This window comes from Rhodococcoides fascians NBRC 12155 = LMG 3623, assembly GCF_001894785.1.
Taxonomy (GTDB): Bacteria; Actinomycetota; Actinomycetes; order Mycobacteriales; family Mycobacteriaceae; genus Rhodococcoides; species Rhodococcoides fascians.
In genome coordinates this window covers 200,849-223,269 of sequence record NZ_BCWW01000006.1, presented here as the reverse complement: position 1 = coordinate 223,269, position 22,421 = coordinate 200,849, and the positions used below count along the sequence as shown (strand labels likewise).

Annotated in this window: 20 protein-coding genes; 17 read left to right on the top strand and 3 right to left on the bottom strand. The window is 65.5% G+C overall.

Annotated features, from left to right (window positions below):
- The first annotated feature begins 37 nt into the window (after nucleotides 1-37).
- Both RFA01S_RS14330 and RFA01S_RS14325 read left to right on the top strand, forming a co-directional pair.
- On the top strand, nucleotides 38-562 hold the full coding sequence (locus RFA01S_RS14330) for a gamma carbonic anhydrase family protein (RefSeq protein ID WP_032366386.1): 525 nt from the start codon (nucleotides 38-40) through the stop codon (nucleotides 560-562).
- A complete protein-coding gene (locus tag RFA01S_RS14325; protein WP_032366387.1) occupies nucleotides 559-1,251 on the top strand; it encodes a uracil-DNA glycosylase in 693 nt (230 codons plus the stop codon). Before RFA01S_RS14330 ends, RFA01S_RS14325 begins: the two co-directional genes overlap by 4 nt.
- Before the next feature lie 5 nt (nucleotides 1,252-1,256).
- Here RFA01S_RS14325 and RFA01S_RS14320 read toward each other — a convergent pair whose 3' ends face one another.
- Nucleotides 1,257-2,051 carry an enoyl-CoA hydratase/isomerase family protein gene (locus tag RFA01S_RS14320; RefSeq protein ID WP_032366585.1) on the bottom strand — a complete coding sequence of 265 codons (795 nt, stop codon included), beginning with the start codon at nucleotides 2,049-2,051 and terminating at the stop codon, nucleotides 1,257-1,259.
- A 145-nt stretch (nucleotides 2,052-2,196) separates the two neighbouring features.
- Nucleotides 2,197-2,388: a 50S ribosomal protein L28 gene (gene rpmB / locus RFA01S_RS14315; RefSeq protein WP_008717389.1), complete on the bottom strand. Its 192-nt coding sequence runs from the start codon at nucleotides 2,386-2,388 to the stop codon at nucleotides 2,197-2,199.
- A gap of 283 nt (nucleotides 2,389-2,671) precedes the next feature.
- On the opposite strand from rpmB, the gene RFA01S_RS14310 reads away from it, so the two are divergent.
- The 14 genes from RFA01S_RS14310 (at nucleotide 2,672) to smc (ending at nucleotide 20,201) form a co-directional block, all read left to right on the top strand.
- Nucleotides 2,672-4,339 (top strand): DAK2 domain-containing protein, encoded by a 1,668-nt coding sequence (locus RFA01S_RS14310; RefSeq protein ID WP_032366388.1) that lies wholly within the window; start codon nucleotides 2,672-2,674, stop codon nucleotides 4,337-4,339.
- A 14-nt stretch (nucleotides 4,340-4,353) separates the two neighbouring features.
- A complete protein-coding gene (gene recG, locus RFA01S_RS14305; RefSeq protein ID WP_027496667.1) occupies nucleotides 4,354-6,633 on the top strand; it encodes an ATP-dependent DNA helicase RecG in 2,280 nt (759 codons plus the stop codon).
- Nucleotides 6,634-6,743: 110 nt separating this feature from the next.
- The gene (locus RFA01S_RS14300; RefSeq protein ID WP_032383422.1) at nucleotides 6,744-10,160 is read left to right on the top strand and encodes a pyruvate carboxylase; all 3,417 of its coding nucleotides are present in this window, start codon (nucleotides 6,744-6,746) and stop codon (nucleotides 10,158-10,160) included.
- A complete protein-coding gene (gene rsmD, locus RFA01S_RS14295) occupies nucleotides 10,157-10,729 on the top strand; it encodes a 16S rRNA (guanine(966)-N(2))-methyltransferase RsmD (protein WP_027496669.1) in 573 nt (190 codons plus the stop codon). The genes RFA01S_RS14300 and rsmD overlap by 4 nt, the downstream gene beginning before the upstream one ends.
- A gap of 94 nt (nucleotides 10,730-10,823) precedes the next feature.
- The gene (gene coaD, locus RFA01S_RS14290; protein WP_032370780.1) at nucleotides 10,824-11,312 is read left to right on the top strand and encodes a pantetheine-phosphate adenylyltransferase; all 489 of its coding nucleotides are present in this window, start codon (nucleotides 10,824-10,826) and stop codon (nucleotides 11,310-11,312) included.
- Between the two features lie 151 nt (nucleotides 11,313-11,463).
- Nucleotides 11,464-12,255 carry a DivIVA domain-containing protein gene (locus RFA01S_RS14285; RefSeq protein ID WP_045841865.1) on the top strand — a complete coding sequence of 264 codons (792 nt, stop codon included), beginning with the start codon at nucleotides 11,464-11,466 and terminating at the stop codon, nucleotides 12,253-12,255.
- A gap of 91 nt (nucleotides 12,256-12,346) precedes the next feature.
- Nucleotides 12,347-12,955, top strand: coding sequence for a YceD family protein (locus tag RFA01S_RS14280; protein ID WP_027496671.1), 609 nt, complete (start codon nucleotides 12,347-12,349; stop codon nucleotides 12,953-12,955).
- The gene (gene rpmF / locus RFA01S_RS14275; RefSeq protein ID WP_032397784.1) at nucleotides 12,956-13,138 is read left to right on the top strand and encodes a 50S ribosomal protein L32; all 183 of its coding nucleotides are present in this window, start codon (nucleotides 12,956-12,958) and stop codon (nucleotides 13,136-13,138) included. It begins immediately after the preceding gene.
- A 26-nt stretch (nucleotides 13,139-13,164) separates the two neighbouring features.
- The gene (gene rnc / locus RFA01S_RS14270; protein WP_027496672.1) at nucleotides 13,165-13,947 is read left to right on the top strand and encodes a ribonuclease III; all 783 of its coding nucleotides are present in this window, start codon (nucleotides 13,165-13,167) and stop codon (nucleotides 13,945-13,947) included.
- Nucleotides 13,947-14,813: a bifunctional DNA-formamidopyrimidine glycosylase/DNA-(apurinic or apyrimidinic site) lyase gene (gene mutM / locus RFA01S_RS14265; protein WP_032407048.1), complete on the top strand. Its 867-nt coding sequence runs from the start codon at nucleotides 13,947-13,949 to the stop codon at nucleotides 14,811-14,813. Before rnc ends, mutM begins: the two co-directional genes overlap by 1 nt.
- 57 nt (nucleotides 14,814-14,870) lie before the next feature.
- On the top strand, nucleotides 14,871-15,299 hold the full coding sequence (locus RFA01S_RS14260) for an OsmC family protein (protein WP_027496674.1): 429 nt from the start codon (nucleotides 14,871-14,873) through the stop codon (nucleotides 15,297-15,299).
- Nucleotides 15,299-16,195 carry an SMP-30/gluconolactonase/LRE family protein gene (locus RFA01S_RS14255; RefSeq protein WP_052060641.1) on the top strand — a complete coding sequence of 299 codons (897 nt, stop codon included), beginning with the start codon at nucleotides 15,299-15,301 and terminating at the stop codon, nucleotides 16,193-16,195. The genes RFA01S_RS14260 and RFA01S_RS14255 overlap by 1 nt, the downstream gene beginning before the upstream one ends.
- Nucleotides 16,192-16,467, top strand: a complete 276-nt coding sequence (locus RFA01S_RS14250) for an acylphosphatase (protein ID WP_027496676.1) — start codon at nucleotides 16,192-16,194, stop codon at nucleotides 16,465-16,467. Before RFA01S_RS14255 ends, RFA01S_RS14250 begins: the two co-directional genes overlap by 4 nt.
- A gap of 59 nt (nucleotides 16,468-16,526) precedes the next feature.
- Complete coding sequence (smc, locus tag RFA01S_RS14245; RefSeq protein WP_032407049.1) at nucleotides 16,527-20,201, top strand: chromosome segregation protein SMC; 3,675 nt, start codon at nucleotides 16,527-16,529, stop codon at nucleotides 20,199-20,201.
- A 7-nt stretch (nucleotides 20,202-20,208) separates the two neighbouring features.
- On the opposite strand, the gene RFA01S_RS14240 is transcribed toward smc, so the two are convergent.
- Nucleotides 20,209-20,841: an MSMEG_1061 family FMN-dependent PPOX-type flavoprotein gene (locus tag RFA01S_RS14240; protein ID WP_032383417.1), complete on the bottom strand. Its 633-nt coding sequence runs from the start codon at nucleotides 20,839-20,841 to the stop codon at nucleotides 20,209-20,211.
- A gap of 97 nt (nucleotides 20,842-20,938) precedes the next feature.
- Here RFA01S_RS14240 and ftsY point away from each other — a divergent pair, with 97 nt between their 5' ends.
- Nucleotides 20,939-22,315 (top strand): signal recognition particle-docking protein FtsY, encoded by a 1,377-nt coding sequence (ftsY, locus tag RFA01S_RS14235; protein ID WP_032400565.1) that lies wholly within the window; start codon nucleotides 20,939-20,941, stop codon nucleotides 22,313-22,315.
- Nucleotides 22,316-22,421: the final 106 nt, after the last annotated feature.

Genomic DNA, 22,421 nt, shown 5'->3' with positions numbered 1-22,421 from the left:
CTCCGACCGGGTCGATGGAGTCGGCTAAGTTGCAAGGATGGCTATCTATGCGCTCGGCGATCGCGAACCCGATATTCACCCGGACGCCTATGTCCATCCCGATGCAGTCGTCATCGGAGCGGTGACCTTGGCGGCGGGATCGTCGGTGTGGCCGACGGCCGTGCTCCGAGCCGATTACGGCACGATCTCCGTCGGTGCGGGCACCAACATCCAGGACGGGACCGTCATCCACTGCACCCCCATCGACGCGACCGTGATCGGTGCCGGATGCGTTCTCGGTCACAACGCGCATGTCGAGGGTGCGACCATCGGCGACAACTGCCTCATTGCATCGGGTTCCGTGGTGCTCAACGGCTCGAGGATCGGGGCCGGTTCCATCGTGGGTGCGGGTGCGGTGGTGCCGTTCAAGTTCGTCGTTCCCGAACGCAGCATGGCGCTCGGTGTTCCCGCGAAAATCCGTGAGGGCTTCGAGGTTCCGGAGGGGCACGTGGACATCAACGTGCAGATGTACTCCGCGAACGCCGCGTACTACCGCGACGCGCTGCGCCGGATCGACCGGTGACGGCCCGCCCGCTCGCCGAGAGCGTGGATCCGGGTTGGGCCCGTGCCTTGGCTCCGGTCGAGACGAATGTTGCTGCGATGGGCGACTTTCTGCGAGCCGAGCTCGCCGCCGGAAAGCACTACCTCCCTGCCGGTGAGAACGTTCTGCGTGCTTTTCGGTACCCGTTCGACCGGGTTCGGGTGCTGATCGTGGGCCAGGACCCGTACCCGACCCCGGGTCATGCAGTGGGGCTGAGCTTTTCGGTCGCCCCCGACGTGCGTCCCGTTCCACGCAGTCTGGCCAACATCTTCAAGGAATATTCGGACGATCTCGGTCTGCCGACACCCAGCAACGGTGATCTCACGCCGTGGGCGGAGCAGGGTGTGATGCTGCTCAACCGAGTGCTCACGGTCGAACCGTCCGCGGCGGCGTCGCACCGCAAGAAGGGCTGGGAAGCGGTGACGGAGCAGGCAATTCGTGCTCTTGTCGCCAGAGCCGAGGATCCCCGGGCCCCTGGCCTGGTGGCGATTCTCTGGGGACGTGACGCGGCGACTCTCAAACCCATGCTGGGGACGGTGCCGTACATCGAGTCGGCCCACCCGTCACCGCTGTCCGCATCACGGGGATTCTTCGGATCCAAGCCCTTCAGTCGCGCCAACGAATTGTTGGTCGAGGGCGGGGACGAACCGATCGACTGGACGTTGCCGTGACCGGCTCAGGAAAAATCGGGACGACGCTTCTCGACGAATGCGTCGACGCCTTCCACTCCTGCAGGTGAGACTGCGGCCGCCGAGATCGAGGCGGCCTCGGCATCCAATTGCTCTGCCAGAGTGGCGGTGTCGGACGCCGCGAGCAGCTTCTTGATTCCCTGATACGCCGAGGTGGGGCCGACGGCGAGGGTTCGGGCCAGTCGTTCGGCCTCGCTGTCGACGAAGTCGTCGCCCACGAGGCGGCTGAGGATTCCGAGGCGCACCGCATCCTCACCGTTGAGAATCGAATCGTTCAGCAGGATGTCCATCGCGTGGCCGGATCCGACGATGCGGGGCAAGGTCCAGGACATGCCACCGTCCGGTGTGAACCCGATGGCGGGGTAGGCCGGTCGAAGCTTGGTGGACGGGCCACCGATCGCGATGTCGGTGAGGCAGACCAGGCTCATGCCGGCGCCGGCCGCCCAGCCGTGTACCCCGGCGACGATCGGAACCGTCACTGCTGCCAGTTCGCGAACGAAGGCGTGGAACGCATCGGCAACCGAGCCGACGAAGGCACCGCGATCGTCGGCACCGGCGAAGTCCCGTACGTTGCCGCCGGCGCAGAAGTTCGGCCCGCGGCCGATGAGCAGGACGCTTCCTACAGATGTGGCACCGGTGTTCACCTCGTGCAGTGCCTGCGTTCCCGAGGTGATGCCGTCCAGGTCGAGAGAGGAACCGCCCGCCTCGGTGGCGACGACGATGTGCAGCACCCCGTCCTCGATGCTGACCTTGCTCGAGCTTTCACTGTCCGAATGAGTCACGTTCGGCACTCTATCGGACGTCCAACTGTTTGCCCGAATGCGCAGGAACATCGACAGACAACTGTGCCCCGCATCCGAGTGGATGCGGGGCACAGTTCTCGCACGCGGTCGAGGCCGTGGAGGAAATCGAAGAGCGGGGCCGAAATCAGCCCCGAACCACCTTGCCTGCCTTCAAGCAGGAGGTGCACACGTTCATGCGCTTGGAGTTGCCAGGCGCAACCTGAGCGTGAACGGTCTGAATGTTCGGGTTCCAACGACGGTTGGTCCGTCGGTGCGAGTGCGAGACCGACTTACCGAAGCCGGGCCCCTTGGCGCATACGTCGCAGACGGCAGCCATAGTCGCGAACTCCTTGTTAGATGTTGAGCGTTACATGTGGTCGAAGACATCGAAACGAACTACGAGCAGATGCAAGGATTGCAATGCGTGAAGATCGCCTCGAGGCAACCCTGCAAGAATAGCGGCGTCCCACCCAATCACCAAACCGCCACCGCAGACGAGGTGTACCGGCTCACGCGGGCCGCGCTGACGATTCTGCCCGACTAAGCTTCGGGCACTGTCCGGGGCCGACATCGTCGGGCCCGGGCGCAGGTACGGACGGAACGCAGGGGAGGCGCTCGAGGTGGTCGACGTACTCGAATCCATCGATGCCTCGGGCCTGCGCCGGTGGGCCTATCGCTGTGTGGATTCCCTCACTGCTCGGTGCGACGAGATCGACGCACTGAACGTCTTCCCGATTCCGGACTCCGATACCGGCACCAACCTGATGTTCACGTTCCGGGCTGCGGTCGAGTCCATGCGCAGTGCCGGGCCGGCCGCAGGCGCGGGTGCGATCGGACGGGCTCTGGCGGTGGGAGCCGTATCGGGCGCGCGAGGAAATTCCGGGGTCATCGTCTCGCAACTCCTGCGCGCCGTGGGTGAGGCCGCAGCCGACGGTCCGCTGGACACCGTGTCGATCCAGGCGATGTTGCGGCGTGCACGAGTTCTGGTGGCGGGCGCGGTCAGTGTCCCCGCCGAGGGCACCATGCTCACGGTGCTCGAGGCCGCTGCCCACGAGGCCGCTGCCCACGACGCGAACGTCGATCTGGCCACGCTGGTCGTCGATATAGCCGAGGCCACCGCTCGCGCTCTCGATCGCACGACGGACCAACTCGCACCGTTGCGAGAGGCGGGCGTCGTGGATGCGGGGGCGCTGGGGTTGTCGGTGATCTTCGACGCGTTGGTCGAAGTCGTGACCGGCCGCACCCCGCCGAGGCGACGCTATCGCCGTCCTCAGGACCACGAACGGGTGATCGAAGTCGGTGTTTCGAACGCACCCGGAGCCTCCGACGGGGCAGCGACCCGCTCGCAGTCCCGGCCGCTCGGCTACGAGGTTCTCTACGTCGTCCCCGGCATCGACGACACCCGCGCGGCAGCGCTGCGTGCAGCGCTGTCGGACCTCGGCGATTCGGTCGTGGTTGCCGGAGACGGCTCCGGGGCGTACTCCGCTCATGTGCACACCACCGACCCGGGCGGTGCCGTCGAGTGCGGGATCGCGGCGGGAAGCATTCGAGGAGTACGCATCTCGTGTTTCGGACTGGCCGAGTACTCCGTCGACGCGAACGTCGGTGAGCACGAGCCCGAGGCTATGTCGGTGGGTCGCGATATTTTGGCCCTGGTCGCCGGTGACGGTGCCGCGGCTCTCTACGTACAGGAAGGTGCGACGGTGGTGCGATGCGACGAGCCCATCGATTCGTCGGTGTTGCATCGCGCCATCGTGGGCATGAAGCACCGCGAGGTTCTGGTGCTGCCGAACGGGGCGCTGTCCGCTCAGGAGCTCGTTGCCGTCGGTGCTGCGGCCAGGGCCGACGGTAAGGACGTGTCGATGTTGCCATGCTCGGCGATGGTGCAGGGGTTGGCTGCGCTCGCAGTGCACGACGCGGCCAGAGCAGCCGTCGACGACGCGTTCGCGATGTCCGATGCTGCAGCGGGGACGAGGTGGGGTTCGTTGCGCATCGCCGAGCAACGCTCGCTGACCTGGGTCGGCATGTGCGAGCCGGGTGACTGTCTCGGTCTGGCCGGGCAGGAAGTGGTGATCGTTGCCGAGCATCCGCTCGATGCCGGATGCAGACTGCTGGACCAGCTGTTGGCCACCGGCGGTGAGATGGTGACGGTGTTGCTCGGGGCGCTGGCTCCCGCGGATCTCGGAGGTCGGCTCGCCGACTATGTGGCGGGTGCGCATCCCGGCGTCGACGTGGTGGTCTACCCGGGCGGGCAGCCCGGGGATCTCGTGCAATTCGGAGTGGAATAGGGAATCTCGGAACTATGGCAACGCTGGTGGATCGGCTCGACGATGTCCTCGGAGCGGCGGCTGCGGCACCGCTGGCCGAGGTGTTCGGCATCCATACCGTCGAAGACCTGCTGCGGCACTACCCGCATCGCTACATGACGCACGGTTCCGAGCTCGGCGAGAAGGAACCCCCCGAGGGGGAACACATCACCATCGTCGCCACCGTGGAATCGGCCACCCTGCGTTCGATGAAGAACCGCAACGGTCAATTCCTTGCCGTCACCCTTGCGGCCGACGGGCAGCGGATCGAAGCCACGTTCTTCAGCCCGCACAAGCTCAAACACGTGGTCGTGCCCGGGCGGCGGGGCATGTTCTCGGGCAAGGTCAAGTATTTCGGTCGGCGGTGGAACCTCACACACCCCAGTTACGTGATCCTCGGGGGCGACGACAACGACGGGGCCATCGTCCCCGCGGGTCGCATCGTCGGCGGTGGCACGCTGGCCGGCCTGGCGCGTGGCTCGGTCGATTCGTCCGGAGCCGTCGACATGTCGGTGTTCGACCGCGCCTTCGTACCTATCTATCCCGCGGCGAAAGATGTCGAGAGCTGGACATTCATGCGCTGCGTTCGGCAGGTACTCGACCAGCTGGACGACGTGGTCGATCCGCTGCCGGAATCGGTGCGCCGCGAGCGTGGCCTCATCGACATCGACGCCGCGCTGCGTTCGGTCCACTTTCCCGATACTGCGGCGGACAAGGACGCCGCCCGGGAACGATTGAAGTTCGACGAGGCATTGGCTGTTCAATTGGTACTCGCGGACCGACGACGCGACGCGTCCGACCGGGTAGCTGCGCGGTGCCCACCGATCACCGACGGCATCGCGGCGGAGTTCGACCGCCGGCTGCCGTTCGAGTTGACGGTCGGTCAGCACCAGGTTGCTGCGGAGATCGCCAACGACCTGTCGGGCCCGCATCCGATGTCGCGTCTGTTGCAGGGCGAGGTCGGCTCGGGTAAGACCATCGTCGCGTTGCGTGCCATGCTGCAGGTGATCGACGCCGGACACCAGTGCGCACTGTTGGCACCGACGGAAGTGCTTGCCTCCCAACATGCGCGATCTATCCGATCGATGCTCGGCACGCTGGCCGCCGGTGGCGAGCTGGGATCGCACGAGCTGGCCACCAAGGTGGCTCTGCTGACGGGGTCGATGTCCACTGCGGCAAAGCGATCGGCCCTGCTCGATGCCGTGACAGGTGATGCCGGGATCGTCATCGGCACCCACGCTCTCATCGAGGATCGGGTCGAGTTTCTCGACCTCGCGATGGTCGTCGTGGACGAGCAGCACAGATTCGGTGTGGAGCAGCGAGATGCCTTGCGCGCGAAGGCTCGTGGAAACACCAGCCCGCATCTCCTCGTGATGACGGCGACACCGATTCCGCGCACGATCGCGATGTCGACACTGGGGGACCTGGAGACGTCGGTACTGACGGAGCTTCCGCGCGGCAGGTCGCCGATCGTCAGCAACGTCGTCCCGGCCAGATCCAAACCCGGATGGGTGGATCGAGCCTGGCAACGGATTCACGAGGAGGTCGCGGCCGGCCGACAGGCCTACGTGGTCTGTTCTCGTATCGGTGACGGCGATGATGCGGACACGGGCAAGAAGAGCGGAGCGGCGAAGAAGGCTGCGCCGAAAGTGGAGGACGGGCCGGAGACGACGGCTGCCGTGGATCTCTACGAGACGCTCTCCGCCGGGCCGATGGCCGATCTGCGTGTGGGGCTGCTGCACGGTCGACTGTCCGGTGACGACAAGGACATCACCATGTCGGAATTCAACGCGGGTGAGATCGACGTGCTCGTCTGCACGACGGTGGTCGAGGTGGGCGTGGATGTACCCAATGCCACGGTCATGGTGATCATGGATGCCGACCGCTTCGGCGTCAGCCAGCTCCACCAGCTGCGTGGGCGAATCGGCCGCGGCGGGCATCAGGGGCTGTGCATCATGATCAGCTGGCTCAGCCCGGGCGGTGGGTCGTTCGCTCGGCTCGAGGCTGTGGCCGCCACCAACGACGGGTTCGAGCTCGCCAAACTGGACCTGGCGACCCGCCGAGAAGGTGACGTGTTGGGAGCCGCGCAGTCGGGCACGGTGACCGGACTTCGGTTGCTCTCGTTCATCGACGACGAGGACATCATTTCCGACGCCCAGGATTGTGCCCGGTCGTTGTTCGCGCGGGACCCGTCTCTGGCCGACAATCCCGGCATCGCGTCGATGATGCGTTCGGCGTGGCGATCCGACAGAATCGACTACCTCGACAAGTCCTGACCCCGTCGCAGTCCGCACTGCACCGTTTCAGTAGCCGAAATTGAACAAAAGTTCCCGCATCGTGGGATCAGTACGCCTCCGGGGCTCTGTCTGCCGGGTAAGTTGAGCCAATGTTCTCCAAAGTTTTGGTTGCCAACCGCGGCGAGATCGCTATCCGCGCCTTCCGTGCGTCCTACGAACTCGGTGCCTCGACGGTGGCGGTGTTCCCGTTCGAGGATCGAAACTCGGTGCACCGAACGAAGGCCGACGAGGCGTATCAGATCGGGGAGAAGGGCCATCCCGTTCGGGCGTATCTCTCGGTCGACGAGATCGTCGCCGCCGCCAAGCGTAGCGGTGCCGATGCTGTGTACCCCGGCTACGGATTCCTTTCCGAGAACCCGGATCTCGCCGCCGCGTGTGTGGAGGCGGGCATCACGTTCGTCGGGCCCTCCGCCGATGTCCTCGAGCTGACCGGTAACAAGGCGCGTGCGATCGCCGCTGCGAAGGCCGCGGGACTACCGGTGTTGGCGTCGTCGGAACCGTCGTCCGATATCGACGAATTGGTCGCGGCATCGGAGTCGATGACTTTCCCGCTGTTCGTCAAGGCCGTGGCAGGTGGCGGTGGTCGCGGAATGCGCCGCGTGGCCGAGCCCGAGCAGCTACGCGAGTCCATCGAAGCTGCTGCGCGCGAAGCGGAGTCGGCGTTCGGCGATGCGACCGTGTTCCTCGAGCAGGCAGTGATCGACCCCCGTCATATCGAGGTACAGATTCTTGCCGACGGCCAAGGAAACGTCGTCCATCTCTTCGAGCGCGATTGCAGTGTGCAGCGTCGACACCAAAAGGTGATCGAGTTGGCACCGGCACCCAACCTTCCTCAGGAACTACGCGAGAAGATCTGCGCCGACGCCGTGGCGTTCGCCAAGCAGATCGGCTATTCCTGCGCCGGTACCGTCGAGTTCCTTCTCGATACCCGCGGCAATCACGTCTTCATCGAGATGAATCCGCGAATTCAGGTGGAGCACACAGTCACCGAAGAAGTGACCGATGTAGACCTGGTGCAGTCGCAGCTGCGTATCGCCTCCGGTGAGACGTTGGCGGACCTGGGATTGCAGCAGGAGAACATCGTGTTGCGCGGTGCAGCGTTGCAATGCCGCATCACCACCGAGGATCCCGCCAACGGATTCCGGCCCGACGTCGGCCGCATCACTGCCTACCGCACCCCGGGCGGTGCCGGCGTGCGCCTCGACGGTGGCACGACGTTGGGTGCCGAGGTCGGTGCCTACTTCGACTCGATGCTCGTCAAGCTCACCTGTCGCGGCCGTGATTTCGACACTGCCGTGGCGCGTGCCCGACGTGCGGTGGCGGAGTTCAGAATTCGCGGTGTCGCGACGAACATCCCGTTCCTGCAAGCGGTTCTGGTCGACCCCGATTTCACCGCAGGACGCGTCACCACCTCCTTCATCGAGGAACGTCCGGAACTGCTGACGTCGCGTTCCTCGGGTGACCGTGGCACCAAAATTCTGACCTACCTGGCCGACGTGACGGTCAACAAGCCGCACGGCGAACGTCCCTCGCCGGTATACCCGCACGACAAGCTGCCCGAGGTCGACTTCTCGGCTCCCATTCCCGACGGCTCCCGGCAACGGCTGCTGGCCCTCGGGCCGGAAGGGTTCGCCCGCGATCTGCGCAATCAGAAGGCGCTCGGTGTCACCGACACCACGTTCCGTGATGCCCATCAGTCGTTGTTGGCAACGCGTGTGCGCACCAGTGGTCTGCTCGGCGTAGCGCCGTACGTGGCGCGAACGACGCCGCAGTTGCTCTCGATCGAGGCCTGGGGAGGGGCGACGTACGACGTGGCGTTGCGCTTCCTGCACGAGGATCCGTGGGAGCGGTTGGCGAGCCTGCGAGAAGCCGTGCCCAACATCGCGATTCAAATGTTGCTGCGCGGCAGGAACACCGTCGGATACACCCCGTACCCGGAGAAGGTCACCCGTAGCTTCGTCGCCGAGGCCACCGACACCGGAATCGACATCTTCCGTATCTTCGATGCGCTCAACAACGTCGATCAGATGCGTCCGGCGATCGATGCAGTGCGCGAAACCGGTACGGCCATCGCCGAAGTAGCCCTGAGTTACACCGGCGACCTGTCGAATCCGAACGAGAACCTGTACACGCTCGACTACTACCTGAAGTTGGCCGAGCAGATCGTCGATGCCGGCGCGCACGTGCTGGCCATCAAGGACATGGCGGGTCTGTTGCGTGCCCCCGCAGCCAAGACGCTGGTGACGGCGTTGCGGTCCAACTTCGATCTGCCGGTGCACGTGCACACCCACGACACTCCCGGCGGACAGCTCGCTACCTATCTCGCGGCCTGGGAAGCCGGAGCCGACGCGGTCGACGGTGCCTGTGCTGCGATGGCAGGAACCACCAGTCAGCCCGCGCTGTCGGCGATCGTCGCCGCGGCTGCGCACACCGAGCGCGACACCGGCCTCGATCTGCAGGCCGTCTGCGATCTCGAGCCGTACTGGGAGGCCGTGCGAAAGGTGTACGCGCCCTTCGAGTCCGGGCTGCCTGCACCGACCGGTCGCGTGTACACCCACGAGATTCCGGGCGGCCAGCTGTCGAACCTACGCCAACAGGCCATTTCGCTCGGTCTCGGTGATCGCTTCGAGACGGTCGAAGCCAATTACGCTGCGGCCGACCGCATGTTGGGTCGATTGACCAAGGTGACGCCGAGCTCGAAGGTCGTCGGCGATCTGGCTCTTGCGCTCGTGGGTGCCAATGCGTCCGCCGAGGAATTCGCCGAGGACCCCAGCCGGTACGACATTCCCGATTCCGTTGTCGGGTTCCTACGCGGCGATCTCGGAACACCCGCCGGCGGCTGGCCCGAGCCGCTGCGCACCAAGGCGCTCGAAGGCCGTGGTGCGGGCAAGCCGGTGACGCCGCTGACCGACGAGGACGAGAAGAACCTCGACGGGACGTCGGCGCAACGCCGTACCACTCTGAATCGGTTGCTCTTCCCCGGCCCCACAGCGGAACTCGAAGCTCATCGAGAGAAGTACGGCGACACCACCCGACTGTCTGCCAACCAGTTCTTCTACGGTCTGCGTCAGGGCGAGGAGCATCGAGTCACGCTCGAGAAGGGCGTCGAACTGCTCATCGGACTCGAAGCGATCTCCGACCCGGACGAACGCGGTATGCGCACCGTCATGTGCATCCTGAACGGGCAGCTACGTCCGGTGTCGGTGCGCGATCGGTCCATCGCGAGCGAAGCACCCACGGTCGAGAAGGCAGACCGCTCCAATTCCGGACACATTCCGGCTCCGTTCGCCGGGGTGGTCACGCTGGCGGTCGAGGAGGGCCAGAAGATCTCGGCCGGCGACACCATTGCCACGATCGAAGCGATGAAGATGGAGGCAGCGATCACCGCACCGCGGGGCGGCTCGGTCACTCGTCTGGCGATCTCGGGCGTACAGCAGGTGGAGGGCGGCGATCTGCTCGTCGTCATCGGTGGGGGGTCGACGGGCGAAGAGGCCGGGAGCGAATGACCCGGATCGTCGCGGGCGTTGCCGGGGGTCGCCGATTGGCGGTCCCCGGCCAAGGCACCCGGCCCACGTCGGAGCGGGTTCGAGAGGCACTGTTCAGTGCGCTCGAAAGTCGGATGGAGCTCGACGGGGCCGCGGTGTTGGATCTGTTCGCAGGGTCGGGTGCGCTCGGACTCGAAGCACTCTCACGTGGGGCCGCGTCGGCGGTGCTGGTCGAATCCGACGCACGGGCGGCCGCGGTAGTGCGCAAGAACATCGAATCGGTCGGCCTGACCGGAGCTTCGGTCAAATGCGCGCCGGTGGCCTCGGTCCTGGCCGGCACCGCCGACGCGGCGTACGACCTGGTGTTGGCAGATCCGCCGTACGCCGTCACGGATACCGCCGTGGCAGGCCTCCTCGAGCGGCTCGTGAGCGGGGGATGGCTCTCGGTCGACGCGGTGGTCGTGCTCGAACGGTCGTCGCGTTCGCCGGAGACCGTATGGCCGACCGGGCTCGTGCCGGAGAAGTCGAAGAAGTACGGCGAGAGCCGAATCGAGATCGCAATCCGGTCAGGAGTGGAGCCTGCGGAATGACCGGGTTGGGTCAGGAGTGGAGCCTGCGGAATGACCGAAGTGGTCAGGAGTGGAGCCAGCGGAATGAGCTGGCTGAGCTGATAGGTTCGCGAGCATGACTGGCGCACTGTGTCCTGGATCCTTCGACCCGGTGACCATCGGTCACCTGGATATCTTCGAGCGCGCGGCGGCCGCCTTCGACGAGGTGGTGGTGACGGTGATGGTGAACAAGAGCAAGAAGGGCATGTTCAGCGTCGAGGAGCGGATCGAGATGCTCGAGGTCGCGACCGAGCATCTGCCCAATGTTCGGGTCGGTTCGTGGTATGGCCTGCTGGTCGATTACGCACGGCAAGAGGGCTTTTCGGCGATCGTGAAGGGTCTTCGGAGTGCTGTCGACTTCGATTACGAGTTGCAGATGGCGCAGATGAACCGGACGCTGACCGGAGTGGACACGGTGTTCCTCCCTGCGAATCCGGCGCACAGTTTTCTGTCGAGCTCGTTGGTCAAGGAGGTGGCCACGTTCGGGGGAGACGTCACCGGTATGTTGCCGCCGTTCGTGCAGGACCGGTTGATGTCGCGTATCGCCGAGCGTGCAACCCAATAGTTCGATGGCCCAGTAGTTCGAAAGGGCGACACACCGGGTGGGTATAGCGCAGACCGGCGTATCGGCGGGCAGACTGAGCAGCGAAGAACTGTGGGTGTCGTCTGCGGAGCAGATGCGTTCGCGGTGGCAGATTCGACGATTGGGGTAACCGGTGTACCGCGTATTCGAGGCGCTCGACGAGCTCGTCGCCATTGTCGAGGAGGCGCGCGGCGTTCCGATGACTGCCGGGTGCGTCGTCCCTCGCGGCGATGTCCTGGAACTGCTCGACGACGTCCGTGACGCCATCCCCGGCGAGCTCGACGATGCGCAGGACGTGTTGGATCATCGCGACAAGCTGGTGGGTGACGCGCGTGCGACGGCGGAGAAGACCGTCACCAGTGCGAACGCCGAAGCTCAGGACACGGTGGAGAACGCACGCGACTCGGCGGACCGCATTCTCGCCGACGCCAAAGCCCAGGCCGATCGCATGGTGTCCGAAGCGTCGGCGCATGCCGATCAGCTCGTGGCCGATGCCGAAGCCGAGGCCGAGCGAACGGTTCTCGAAGGCCAGCGTGAGTACGAGGCGCTGACCGTTCGCGCTCGCACCGAGGCCGATCGGATGATCGAGTCCGGTACGGCGTCGTACGAGCGGTCGGTCGCAGACGGCACCGCCGAACAGAACCGGCTCGTCTCGGAGACGGAGGTCGTGCAGGCGGCCCACGCCGAGTCGGCTCGGGTGATCGACAGCGCACACGCCGAATCCGATCGGATGCGCAGCGAGTGCGACGTCTACGTCGACACCAAGCTTGCAGAGTTCGAGGAGTTCCTCAGCGGCACCATTCGGTCGGTGGGTCGCGGTCGGCAGCAGCTGCGCACCGGCTCGGGCGTCCCGGACTACGGCAACGAACCGTACGGTGACACCTCCTACGGAAGTGCAGACCAGGGACGTCGTAGTCGGCACTGACCCGTCACGATTTGCTCACGTATGCGCAGATGCGTATCGTTGTGTGGTTGCTTACCGACAGTAGGCACACCGACAGTAAGGAAGATCAGCCGTGCCCCCGCCCAAGAGAACGACGCGTCCCGAACTGGACGCAGGATTCGTTCTGGACATTCTCAACCTCGGTCGTCGACCCGGGTCGACGAAAACCATCGAGCGGACGGTTCCGGCTCCTTCCCGAATCGGCCTCGATGCCATCGCCATCGAAGCCGGTGTACCGGTTTCGCTCGATCTGCAGTTGCAGGCGGTATCCGAGGGCGTTCTCGTCACCGGTTCCGTGCGAGCTGCCACGGCCGGTGAGTGCACGCGCTGCCTCGACCCGGTCACTGGCAATGTCGACGTCTACCTCACCGAGCTGTTCGCTTACCCGAACAGCATCACCGAGGAGACCACGGATGCGGACGAGATTCACCGTATCGTCGACGACCTGATAGATCTCGAACCCGTCATCGTCGACGCGGTCGGTCTGGAGCTTCCACTCCACCCCGTCTGCAGTGACGAGTGCGAGGGATTGTGCCCAGAATGCGGCGTTCGCCTGGCGATTGCTGAATCCGGCCACAGTCACGATACAATTGATCCTCGCTGGGCTGGACTTGCAGCCAAATTTGGCGTGGATCCAGAACCGAGCACAGAACTTGTGAACAACGAAGCCGAGGAGAAGTAAGTGGCTGTCCCGAAGCGCAAAATGTCGCGTTCCAACACGAGGTCGCGTCGTGCACAGTGGAAAACCACTGCGCCCACCCTCGTGACGTGCCCCAACCGTGGTTGCGGCGAGAAGACGCTGCCCCACATCGCGTGCCCTTCGTGCGGTACCTACAAGGGCCGCCAGGTCGTCGCAGCGGTCTGATTCCCGCTCAGGTGACAAACGAAGTAGTGGACCGACACAACGGCGGGCCACAGAACAATAGCTCCACTGCCGTCAGCGGCGGGGACGACCGAGAGTCGCTCCTCGCCGCTATCGGTGTTTCTCTGTCCGAACCCTTGTTGACGCTGGCTCTGACGCACCGGTCGTTCGCCTACGAGCACGGTGGTCTGCCGACCAACGAACGGCTCGAGTTCTTGGGCGACTCCGTGCTCGGCTTAGCGGTCACCGAGCACCTGTACGCGGTGCACCCCACCAAGTCCGAAGGACAGCTGGCCAAGATCAGAGCCAGTGTGGTCAACATGCATGCGCTCGCCGAGGTGGCTCGTGATCTCGGTGACGGCGGCCTCGGTCGTCATCTGTTGCTGGGTAAGGGCGAAGAGCAGACCGGCGGGCGCGACAAGCCCAGCATCTTGGCCGACGGTATGGAGTCCTTGCTGGGTGCCATCCACCTGCAACACGGAATCGATGTTGCCCGCACCGTGGTTCTGACACTGTTCGCCGGCTTGCTCGATCGGGCTCCCAAGCTCGGTGCGGGTCTGGATTGGAAGACCAGCCTGCAGGAGTTGACTGCGGAACGTGCACTGGGTGTCCCCGCGTACGAGATCTCGTCCACCGGACCCGACCACGACAAGGAATTCACGGCCACTGTGCTCGTCGGCGGATTCCCGCGCGGCGTCGGGGTGGGCCGGTCGAAGAAGGAAGCCGAGCAAAAGGCTGCCAGCACGGCGTGGAACTCGTTGTCGGACAACGAGACTCCTGTCGTTGCCGACTCCGCATCCGACTCTTCCTGATGCCCGAACTGCCTGAGGTCGAGGTGGTCCGGCTCGGCCTGGAATCCCACGTGGTCGGCAAGACGGTGCGCTCGGTGGAGGTGCTACATCCTCGCGCCGTGCGGCGACACGACCTCGGCGGCATCGATCTGATCGGCCAATTGCGGGACCAGCGCATCGCTTCGGCCCAGCGGCGTGGCAAGTATCTGTGGCTGGTGATGGAACCCGGCGATTTCGCGACCGTCGTCCACCTGGGTATGAGCGGGCAGATGCTCGTGCAGCCTCCCACTGCCCCGGACGAGAAGCACCTGAGAATTCGAGCTCGCCTGGACGACGGTAGCGACCTCCGCTTCGTCGACCAACGGACCTTCGGTGGTTGGGCACTCGCTCCGATCGTGACGGTGAACGGAACCCAGGTACCCGAACCGGTCGCGCACATCGCCCGCGATCCTATCGACCCACTGTTCGATGCCGAATCGGTGGTGAACGTGTTGCGCGGCAAGCACACCGAGATCAAGCGGGCACTGCTCGACCAGACCGTGCTGTCCGGTGTCGGCAACATATACGCAGACGAAGCGTTGTGGCGCGCGAAGATTCACGGCAATCGAATCGCAGAAACACTGACGCGTCCCGCGCTTCGGCGTCTGCTGACCGGGGTCCACGCGGTGATGGGGGAGGCCCTCGCTCAAGGCGGAACCTCCTTCGATGCGCTGTACGTCAACGTCAACGGGCAGTCCGGCTACTTCGACAGGTCGCTCGATGCCTACGGGCAGGAAGGACTGCCCTGTTCGAGGTGCGGCGCACCGATCCGGCGCGAAAAATTCATGAACCGCTCCTCGTTCAGCTGCCCCACCTGCCAGCCGCGGCCGCGACACCTCCGGACCTGACTGCACAAGGTCATTCCGCAGGCTCCACTCCTGAACCGCCCGCCTAGTATTTCGGTCATGGCAGAACAGAGCACGCCGACCAATCTCTGGGTCGAGCGCACAGGCACACGTCGATACACCGGTCGCAGTTCGCGGGGAGCTGAGGTGCTCATCGGGTCCGAATCGGTCGAGGGTGTTTTCACTCCGGGGGAGCTGCTCAAGATCGCCCTCGCGGCGTGCACGGGCATGAGCTCCGACGTCCCGCTCTCTCGTCGACTCGGTGACGACTACTCCGCCACCGTCGAGGTGTCGGGGGCCGCCGACCGCGAGAACGAGCTCTACCCCGAGTTGAACGAGATCCTTCGAGTCGACCTCAGCGCGATGGACCCCGAGGCGCAGCAACGCCTGCTGACCGTCGTCGAGCGTGCCATCGACAAGGTGTGCACGGTCGGGCGGACCTTGAAGGCTGGAACGACGATCAACCTGGACATCGACGTGGACGCCTGATGAAGTCTCGGGCGATCTTCACCGCGGCGTTGTTCTGCGGCGCGTCGATCGCCGCGGCCCCGGCCGCACAGGCGTCGAGTGCGTGCACTCCGTGGTCGGTGAGCACAGTGGCGTCGGGATTCGGGATGCTCGAGAATCTGGAGTTCGACGGCCGCGGTTCGATGATCGTTTCCGAGACGTCGCCGATCGGACCGGGTGCTCTACGTAGCGTCGCGCCGAACGGAGACCGGGGCACTCTGGTGGCGGGCGTCGAGTCACCCGGCGGCTTGGTGCGGGACGGAGACACCCTGTACTTCACCACCGGAAACAGCGCGGCCGCAGGACTTTTCGATTCCTCGACCGGAACGATCGACGCGCTCGATCTCGATACCGGCGGTCGCTCGACGTACGCGTCGGGACTGGCGATGCCCAACGGACTGGCGAGATCGGAGACGGGTGATCTCTTCACCACCCGTAATCTGGGTGTCGCTGCAGGCCTGAGCCGGATCGCGACCGATCGCACCGTGTCGACGGTACGTACGGATCTGGGGTCTGCCAACGGGATTGCGATTGCGCGCGGAAAGATCTACGTGGGCAACACGTTCGATGTCGAGCCCGTCGTGTACGTCCTCGACGAGCAGGATCCGTCCGGTTCGGTCTCGCGTGTTCGCGTCGACGGATTCGGACCACTCACCATGTCGGACGACCTGACCGTGGGTGGCGACGGAATGATCTATCTCGCACAGAATCTCGCGGGACGAGTTATTCGCATCGACCCGACGTCGGGGTCGTCGTGTGTCGTGGCGACAGGTGTGCCGCTGACATCCGCGGTCGCGTTCGGCGGGGTGGGATTCGACCCGACGTCGTTGTACGCAACGAGTTTCGACGGATCCGTCCGAGAGTTGAGCCCGGCATGAACGACGAGCGTCTGACGGCGTGGGTGCACGGCCTGGTGCAGGGCGTCGGGTTTCGGTGGTGGACTCGATCGCGTGCTCTCGAACTCGGTCTCGTCGGTCATGCGACCAACCACGCCGACGGACGGGTGCTGGTGATCGCCGAGGGACCGCGCGATCGTCTCGACGCGCTTCTCGAACTGCTACGCGGCGGTGGAACCCCCGGCACGGTGACGCTCGTCGTCGAGAGTTGGGGGTCGGCCCGCGGTGATCTGAGCGGTTTCGTCGAGCGCTGATCTGCACTACCGGAGGCTGGGCGCGCGGGTGGGCACCTGGCCGGTAAAGTACGGACGCTATGTATCTGAAGAGTCTGACGCTCAAGGGCTTCAAGTCCTTCGCTTCGGCGACGACTCTTCGATTCGAGCCCGGTATCACCTGCGTGGTCGGACCGAACGGCTCCGGCAAATCGAATGTCGTGGACGCTCTGACCTGGGTGATGGGCGAGCAGGGTGCCAAAGCCCTGCGCGGCGGCAAGATGGAAGACGTCATTTTCGCGGGAACCTCGGGTCGAGCGCCGCTGGGTAGGGCCGAGGTGACGCTGACGATCGACAACTCCGACGGAGCGCTGCCGATCGACTACTCCGAGGTATCGATCACCCGCCGTATGTTTCGCGATGGTGCGGGCGAGTACGAGATCAACGGAAGCTCCTGCCGTTTGATGGACGTCCAGGAGCTGCTGAGCGACTCCGGTATCGGGCGCGAAATGCACGTGATCGTCGGGCAGGGCCGGCTGGCGGCGATTCTCGAATCCCGCCCGGAGGACCGGCGAGCATTCATCGAGGAAGCTGCCGGCGTTCTCAAGCACCGCAAACGCAAGGAAAAGGCGGTCCGCAAACTCGACGCGATGCAGGCCAATCTCGCGCGACTGAACGATCTGACGACCGAACTGCGTCGGCAGCTCAAGCCGTTGGGTCGGCAGGCCGAGGTCGCACGTCGAGCGCAGACGGTGCAGGCAGACCTGCGCGACGCTCGCCTTCGGCTGGCAGCAGACGATTTGGTGGCCAGGCGAGAAGAATTCGCCAATCAGACGCAGGACGAGGAAGCGGCTCGCGAGCAGTATGCGATGGTGCAGGACGCCCTCGAGGCGGGGACCGTAGCCCTCGCCGAACACGAGCAAGCCGTCGCTCGCCTGACGCCCAGCGCCGAAGCAGCCGGGCAGACGTGGTTTCGACTTTCCGCGCTGGCCGAACGAGTCAACGCGACTGTTCGCATCGCGCACGAGCGGGCCCGGCACCTCGACTCCGTGCAGAGCGCAGGCCGAGGGCAGGACCCAGACGAGCTGGAGGCACAGGCCGAGCGGGTTGCCGAAGAAGAGATGGAACTCGTCGAAGCCGTGGAGATGGCGCGGGAAACCCTCGAGGCGGCCCGCGAACAGTTGGCCGAACGAGAGTCGGCGGCTGCGGCTGCGGAACGGGCGCACCTGGCGGCCGTGCGTGCGGTGGCCGATCGCAGGGAGGGCTTTGCACGCTTGTCCGGGCGGGTCGATACTTTCCGTACCAAGGTCGAATCGATCGACGCCGAGGTGGCACGCCTGTCGGTGGCCATCGACGAGGCCCGTGAACGGGGCGAGGCGGCCCAGCGCGAGTTCGAGAGCGTGCAGGACCAGATCGGTACCCTCGACGCCAGCGAACTGAGCTTGGACACCCACTACGAGCGCGCAGTGGCTGCGCTACGTCATGCCGATGCGCGTGTCTCGGAACTGCAGGCCGAGGAACGGATCGCGGGTAAGCGGGTGGCGTCCTTCGAAGCGAGGATCGAGGCGCTGACGATGGGCCTCGAACGAAAAGACGGTGCCGGCTGGTTGGTGGAGAACGAACAGGACGGACTGTCGGGACTGCTGGCCGGGCACCTGACGGTCGAGCCGGGATACGAGATCGCGGTCGCAGTCGCGATGGGACCGGCGGCCGACGCTGCCCATGCAGAGTCTTTCGCCGCTGCCCGCGATGCAGTCCTGGCGCTCCGCGCCGCGGACGGTGGTCGCGCTGCCATCGTGCACAGCAGTTCCGTTGCAGTGCAACCACTCTCGCGCCCCGAACTTCCTGATGGCGCGCGGTGGGTGCTCGATCTCATCGACTACCCGGACCGCCTGGCCGGTGCCATGACAGCATTGCTCGACGGCGTGGTTGCCGTCGACTCGCTCGACACCGCGCACCGACTCGTCTCCGGCAACGGCCGACTGCGCGCGGTGACCAAGGACGGCGACGTCGTCGAACCCGGGTGGGTGACCGGAGGATCGGATCGACGGCCCAGCACGCTCGAAGTGCAATCCGCCATCGACACCTCGACCGTCGAGCTGGCTGCGGCCGTGCGCCGGGCCGAGGAACTCGATGCAGCGCTTTCCGGTGCACTCGCGGAACAGCGCGACCGACGTGAATCGGCGGAGCAGGCTCTGGCTGCCCTCAATGAATCCGATGCCGCAATGGCAGCTGTGTACGAGCAGCTGGGCAGGCTCGGTCAATTGGCGCGGTCTGCTCATGCCGAGTCGGCACGGTTGACGACGCAGCGTGATTCGGCAGAGACGAGTCGCGAGGAAGCGGTCGCTCGGCTGGCCGAGCTCGAAGACAGCCTGCGATCCGCCGAGGACGAACAATCCGGGTTCGTGGGAGACGGTGAGAGCGGCGACGCGGCCACCACGATGGAGCGTGAAATGGCGGCGGCCGCGCTCACCGAGGTTCGCGCCGTGGAAGTCGAAGCTCGGCTGAACGTGCGCACCGCGGAGGAGCGTGCGCAGTCGGTCCGGGGACGGGCAGATTCGCTACGCCGGGCGGCGCGAGCCGAGCGGGAGGCCAGAGCCAGGGCCGAGAGGGAGAGCGCGGCTCGGCGTCATGCTGCCGCGGTCGCTGCCGCAGTGGCGGAGTCGGGTGAAGAGCTCGCGACTCGTCTCGGGGCGGTCGTCGCTGCTGCCGCACGACGGCGCGACGAGCTCTCGGCCGAACGGACAACGCGCACAGCCGAACTCGACACGGTGAAGGAGCAGGTTCGGGCACTGCAGGGACAGTTGGCCTCGATCACCGACGCGGTGCACCGCGACGAGGTGGCGCGTGCCCAGGCCGCTCTGCGCATCGAGCAACTCGAGACGACCATTCTCGAACAGCACGGGATCGGTCTCGACGACTTGGTAGCGGAATACGGCCCCGACGTCCCGCTGCCTCCGACCGAACTCGAAATGGCCGAGTACGAGGCAGCCAAGGAACGCGGTGAGCAGGTGGTGGCACCCGCCCCGATGCCGTTCGACCGCGCCACTCAGCAGGCGCGTGTCAAACGCGCCGAACGGGATCTGGCCACGCTCGGCAAGGTGAACCCGCTGGCTCTGGAAGAGTTCGCGGCACTGGAAGAGCGATACAACTTTCTGTCCACCCAGCTCGAGGACGTCAAGTCCGCGCGCAAGGACCTGCTCGGGGTCGTCGCCGACGTGGACGACCGCATCCTGCAGGTGTTCACCGAGGCCTGGCTGGACGTCGAGCGTGAATTCACCGGTGTCTTCGCCAAACTGTTCCCCGGGGGCGAGGGACGGCTGATTCTGACCGACCCGTCGGACATGCTCACCACCGGAATCGAAGTGGAAGCACGGCCGCCCGGCAAGAAGGTCAAGCGGCTGTCGCTGCTGTCCGGCGGCGAGAAGTCGCTGACGGCCGTTGCGATGCTCGTGGCGATCTTCCGTGCTCGACCGTCGCCGTTCTACGTGATGGACGAGGTCGAAGCAGCGCTCGACGACACCAACCTGCGGCGACTCATCGGTTTGTTCGAGCAACTCCGCGAGAAGTCGCAACTGATCGTCATCACGCACCAGAAGCCGACGATGGAAGTGGCCGACGCCCTCTACGGCGTCAGTATGCGCGGTGACGGCATCACCACCGTCATCTCGCAGCGGCTCAATCGCGAGCGCGTCGCCGTCGATGCAGTCGAACCTGCCGTCGAGGCCGCCGAACCGGACGTGTCGGTGCCCAGCGACACCGATTCCGCGACGTGAGGCTGCGCTACTTCTCGGGGTAGAGCTGCTCGGCGTAGGAGGGCCCGTAGTACTCGCGGAGTTCTTCCACCGTTTCGGGTGCCTGCGGAATCAACGCTTTCGTCAAGGACGCGACATCGGGAATGGAGTCCGCATCCCACGTGTCCGGCTGCCACAACTTGGACCGCATGAATGCCTTGGCGCAGTGGTGGAACACCTGCTCGATGTCGACGACGAGGCACATGATGGGTCGGTGGCCCTTGACCTGCAGTTCGTCGAAGAACGGTGCGTCGGTCACCAGCGACGCGCGACCGTTGATGCGCAGGGTGTCGCCGCGCCCCGGCACGAAGAAGTTCAGGCCGACGAACGGATTCTCGAGAATGTTGCGGTAGCCGTCCATTCGACGATTACCGGGCCGTTCGGCCAGTGCGATCGTGGCCTCGTCGACGACGTGGACCAGGCTGCCGGGCGGATCACCCTTGGGGGAGACGTCGCACCGCCCGCTCGCGTCCGAGGTTCCCATCAGGCAGAAAGGCGAGGCCGCGAGCCAGTGCACGTCGAGTGGATGCAGGGTCCGGCGATCCTTGTTGGCCGCCCGAAAGCTGGGTTCGCCGAACATGGCGGTCAGTTGGTCGGCGTCGCGCACCGCGGTCCACGTCATGGCGACGATGCTATCGACACGACCCGGACGGCGGACAGTCCACTTCGGCGATGCACCACCGATGCGCTCGGTCGTGACCACCTGAGAGGATGGTCACGTGAGTAATCAAGCGTGGATCATCGTCGCGGCGATCGCTGCCGTCCTGCTCGTCGTCCTCGTCGCCGGGTTCGTTCTGTCCCGTCGCCGGAGAGTGTCCCTCAAGTCGGACGAGGCCGCCCGAATCGAGGACGCGGCCACCAAGGACAGATCCGGTGGCTACACCGCCGGCAGCGGTTTCTCGTTCAGTCAGGGCACTGCGACCGCCGAGCCCGTCCCGCCTGCCCCGAAGCCCGTCCCGCCTGCCCCGAAGCCTGTCGAGACCTTCCCGGTCGAGCCGACGCCGGTGCCACCCACCCACACTCGGGACGAGCCGGAGGTCCTCGACCCCGAGGTTCCGGTCGTCGAGCCTCAGGTGCCGGTTGTCGAGCCCGCCGAGCCGGCCGAGCCCACCGCGCCTGCGGTGCCGGAACCCGCCCCGGACGCCGAGGCACCTGCTCCTCGACTGGACACCATCGATCCGACCGAAGGTCGGTTGGACCGTCTTCGTGGACGTCTGGCTCGTTCCCAGTCCGCGGTGGGCAAGTCCCTGCTCGGATTGCTCGGCGGCGGAGACCTGGACGAGGACTCGTGGGAAGAAGTCGAGGACACGCTGCTGATCGCCGACATCGGCTCGGCCACGACGACGGAGATCATGCGCACGCTGCGCGAGCAGATGGCAGCTCGCAGTATTCGTACCGAAGCCGATGCGCGAGCCCTGCTGCGGGAAATTCTGGTGGCGCAACTGCATCCGGAGTTCGATCGTTCGATTCGCGCGCTTCCGCACGACGGCGCGCCTGCGGTGTTGTTGGTCGTCGGAGTCAACGGCACCGGCAAGACCACGACCACCGGCAAGCTCGCCCGTGTCCTGGTCGCGGACGGCCGGCGAGTGCTCCTCGGTGCGGCCGACACGTTCCGCGCTGCTGCCGCGGATCAGCTGCAGACCTGGGCCGAGCGAGTCGGTGCCGAAGTGGTGCGCGGTAAGGAAGCCGCCGACCCGGCCGCCGTTGCCTTCGACGCGGTGAGCAAGGGAATCGAGAACGGAGTCGACGTGGTGCTCGTCGACACCGCAGGTCGCCTGCATACGAAGTCCGGTCTGATGGACGAGCTGAGCAAGGTCAAACGCGTCATCGAGAAGCGGGCCCACGTCGACGACGTGCTGCTCGTTCTGGATGCGACGGTCGGCCAGAACGGACTGACTCAGGCGCGCGTCTTCGCCGAGATCGTGGACATCACCGGTGTCGTGCTGACCAAGCTCGACGGAACCGCGAAGGGCGGCATCGTTTTTCAGGTACAGCGGGAACTCGGGGTACCCGTCAAGCTCGTCGGTCTCGGCGAAGGTGCCGACGATCTGGCTCCGTTCGAGCCAGGGGCGTTCGTCGACGCACTGCTCGGTTGATCGACCTCGCCGGGCTCCCGCGAACCGGGTAAAAAGCACAAACGCCAGCACGAAACCTTTTAGCAACAGAATTCGGTCATGCGTTCACATGCCCGAAACACCCGAG

What these genes read in the sequence shown, in the direction of transcription:
- RFA01S_RS14255 (WP_052060641.1), top strand. Translation starts at nt 15,299, where the DNA reads ATGAAGTCTCGGGCGATCTTCACCGCGGCGTTGTTCTGCGGCGCGTCG.
- RFA01S_RS14250 (WP_027496676.1), top strand. Translation starts at nt 16,192, where the DNA reads ATGAACGACGAGCGTCTGACGGCGTGGGTGCACGGCCTGGTGCAGGGC.
- RFA01S_RS14330 (WP_032366386.1), top strand. Translation starts at nt 38, where the DNA reads ATGGCTATCTATGCGCTCGGCGATCGCGAACCCGATATTCACCCGGAC.
- RFA01S_RS14260 (WP_027496674.1), top strand. Translation starts at nt 14,871, where the DNA reads ATGGCAGAACAGAGCACGCCGACCAATCTCTGGGTCGAGCGCACAGGC.
- mutM (WP_032407048.1), top strand. Translation starts at nt 13,947, where the DNA reads ATGCCCGAACTGCCTGAGGTCGAGGTGGTCCGGCTCGGCCTGGAATCC.
- RFA01S_RS14240 (WP_032383417.1), bottom strand. Translation starts at nt 20,841, where the DNA reads ATGACGTGGACCGCGGTGCGCGACGCCGACCAACTGACCGCCATGTTC.
- coaD (WP_032370780.1), top strand. Translation starts at nt 10,824, where the DNA reads ATGACTGGCGCACTGTGTCCTGGATCCTTCGACCCGGTGACCATCGGT.
- rsmD (WP_027496669.1), top strand. Translation starts at nt 10,157, where the DNA reads ATGACCCGGATCGTCGCGGGCGTTGCCGGGGGTCGCCGATTGGCGGTC.
- smc (WP_032407049.1), top strand. Translation starts at nt 16,527, where the DNA reads ATGTATCTGAAGAGTCTGACGCTCAAGGGCTTCAAGTCCTTCGCTTCG.
- recG (WP_027496667.1), top strand. Translation starts at nt 4,354, where the DNA reads ATGGCAACGCTGGTGGATCGGCTCGACGATGTCCTCGGAGCGGCGGCT.
- rpmB (WP_008717389.1), bottom strand. Translation starts at nt 2,388, where the DNA reads ATGGCTGCCGTCTGCGACGTATGCGCCAAGGGGCCCGGCTTCGGTAAG.
- RFA01S_RS14300 (WP_032383422.1), top strand. Translation starts at nt 6,744, where the DNA reads ATGTTCTCCAAAGTTTTGGTTGCCAACCGCGGCGAGATCGCTATCCGC.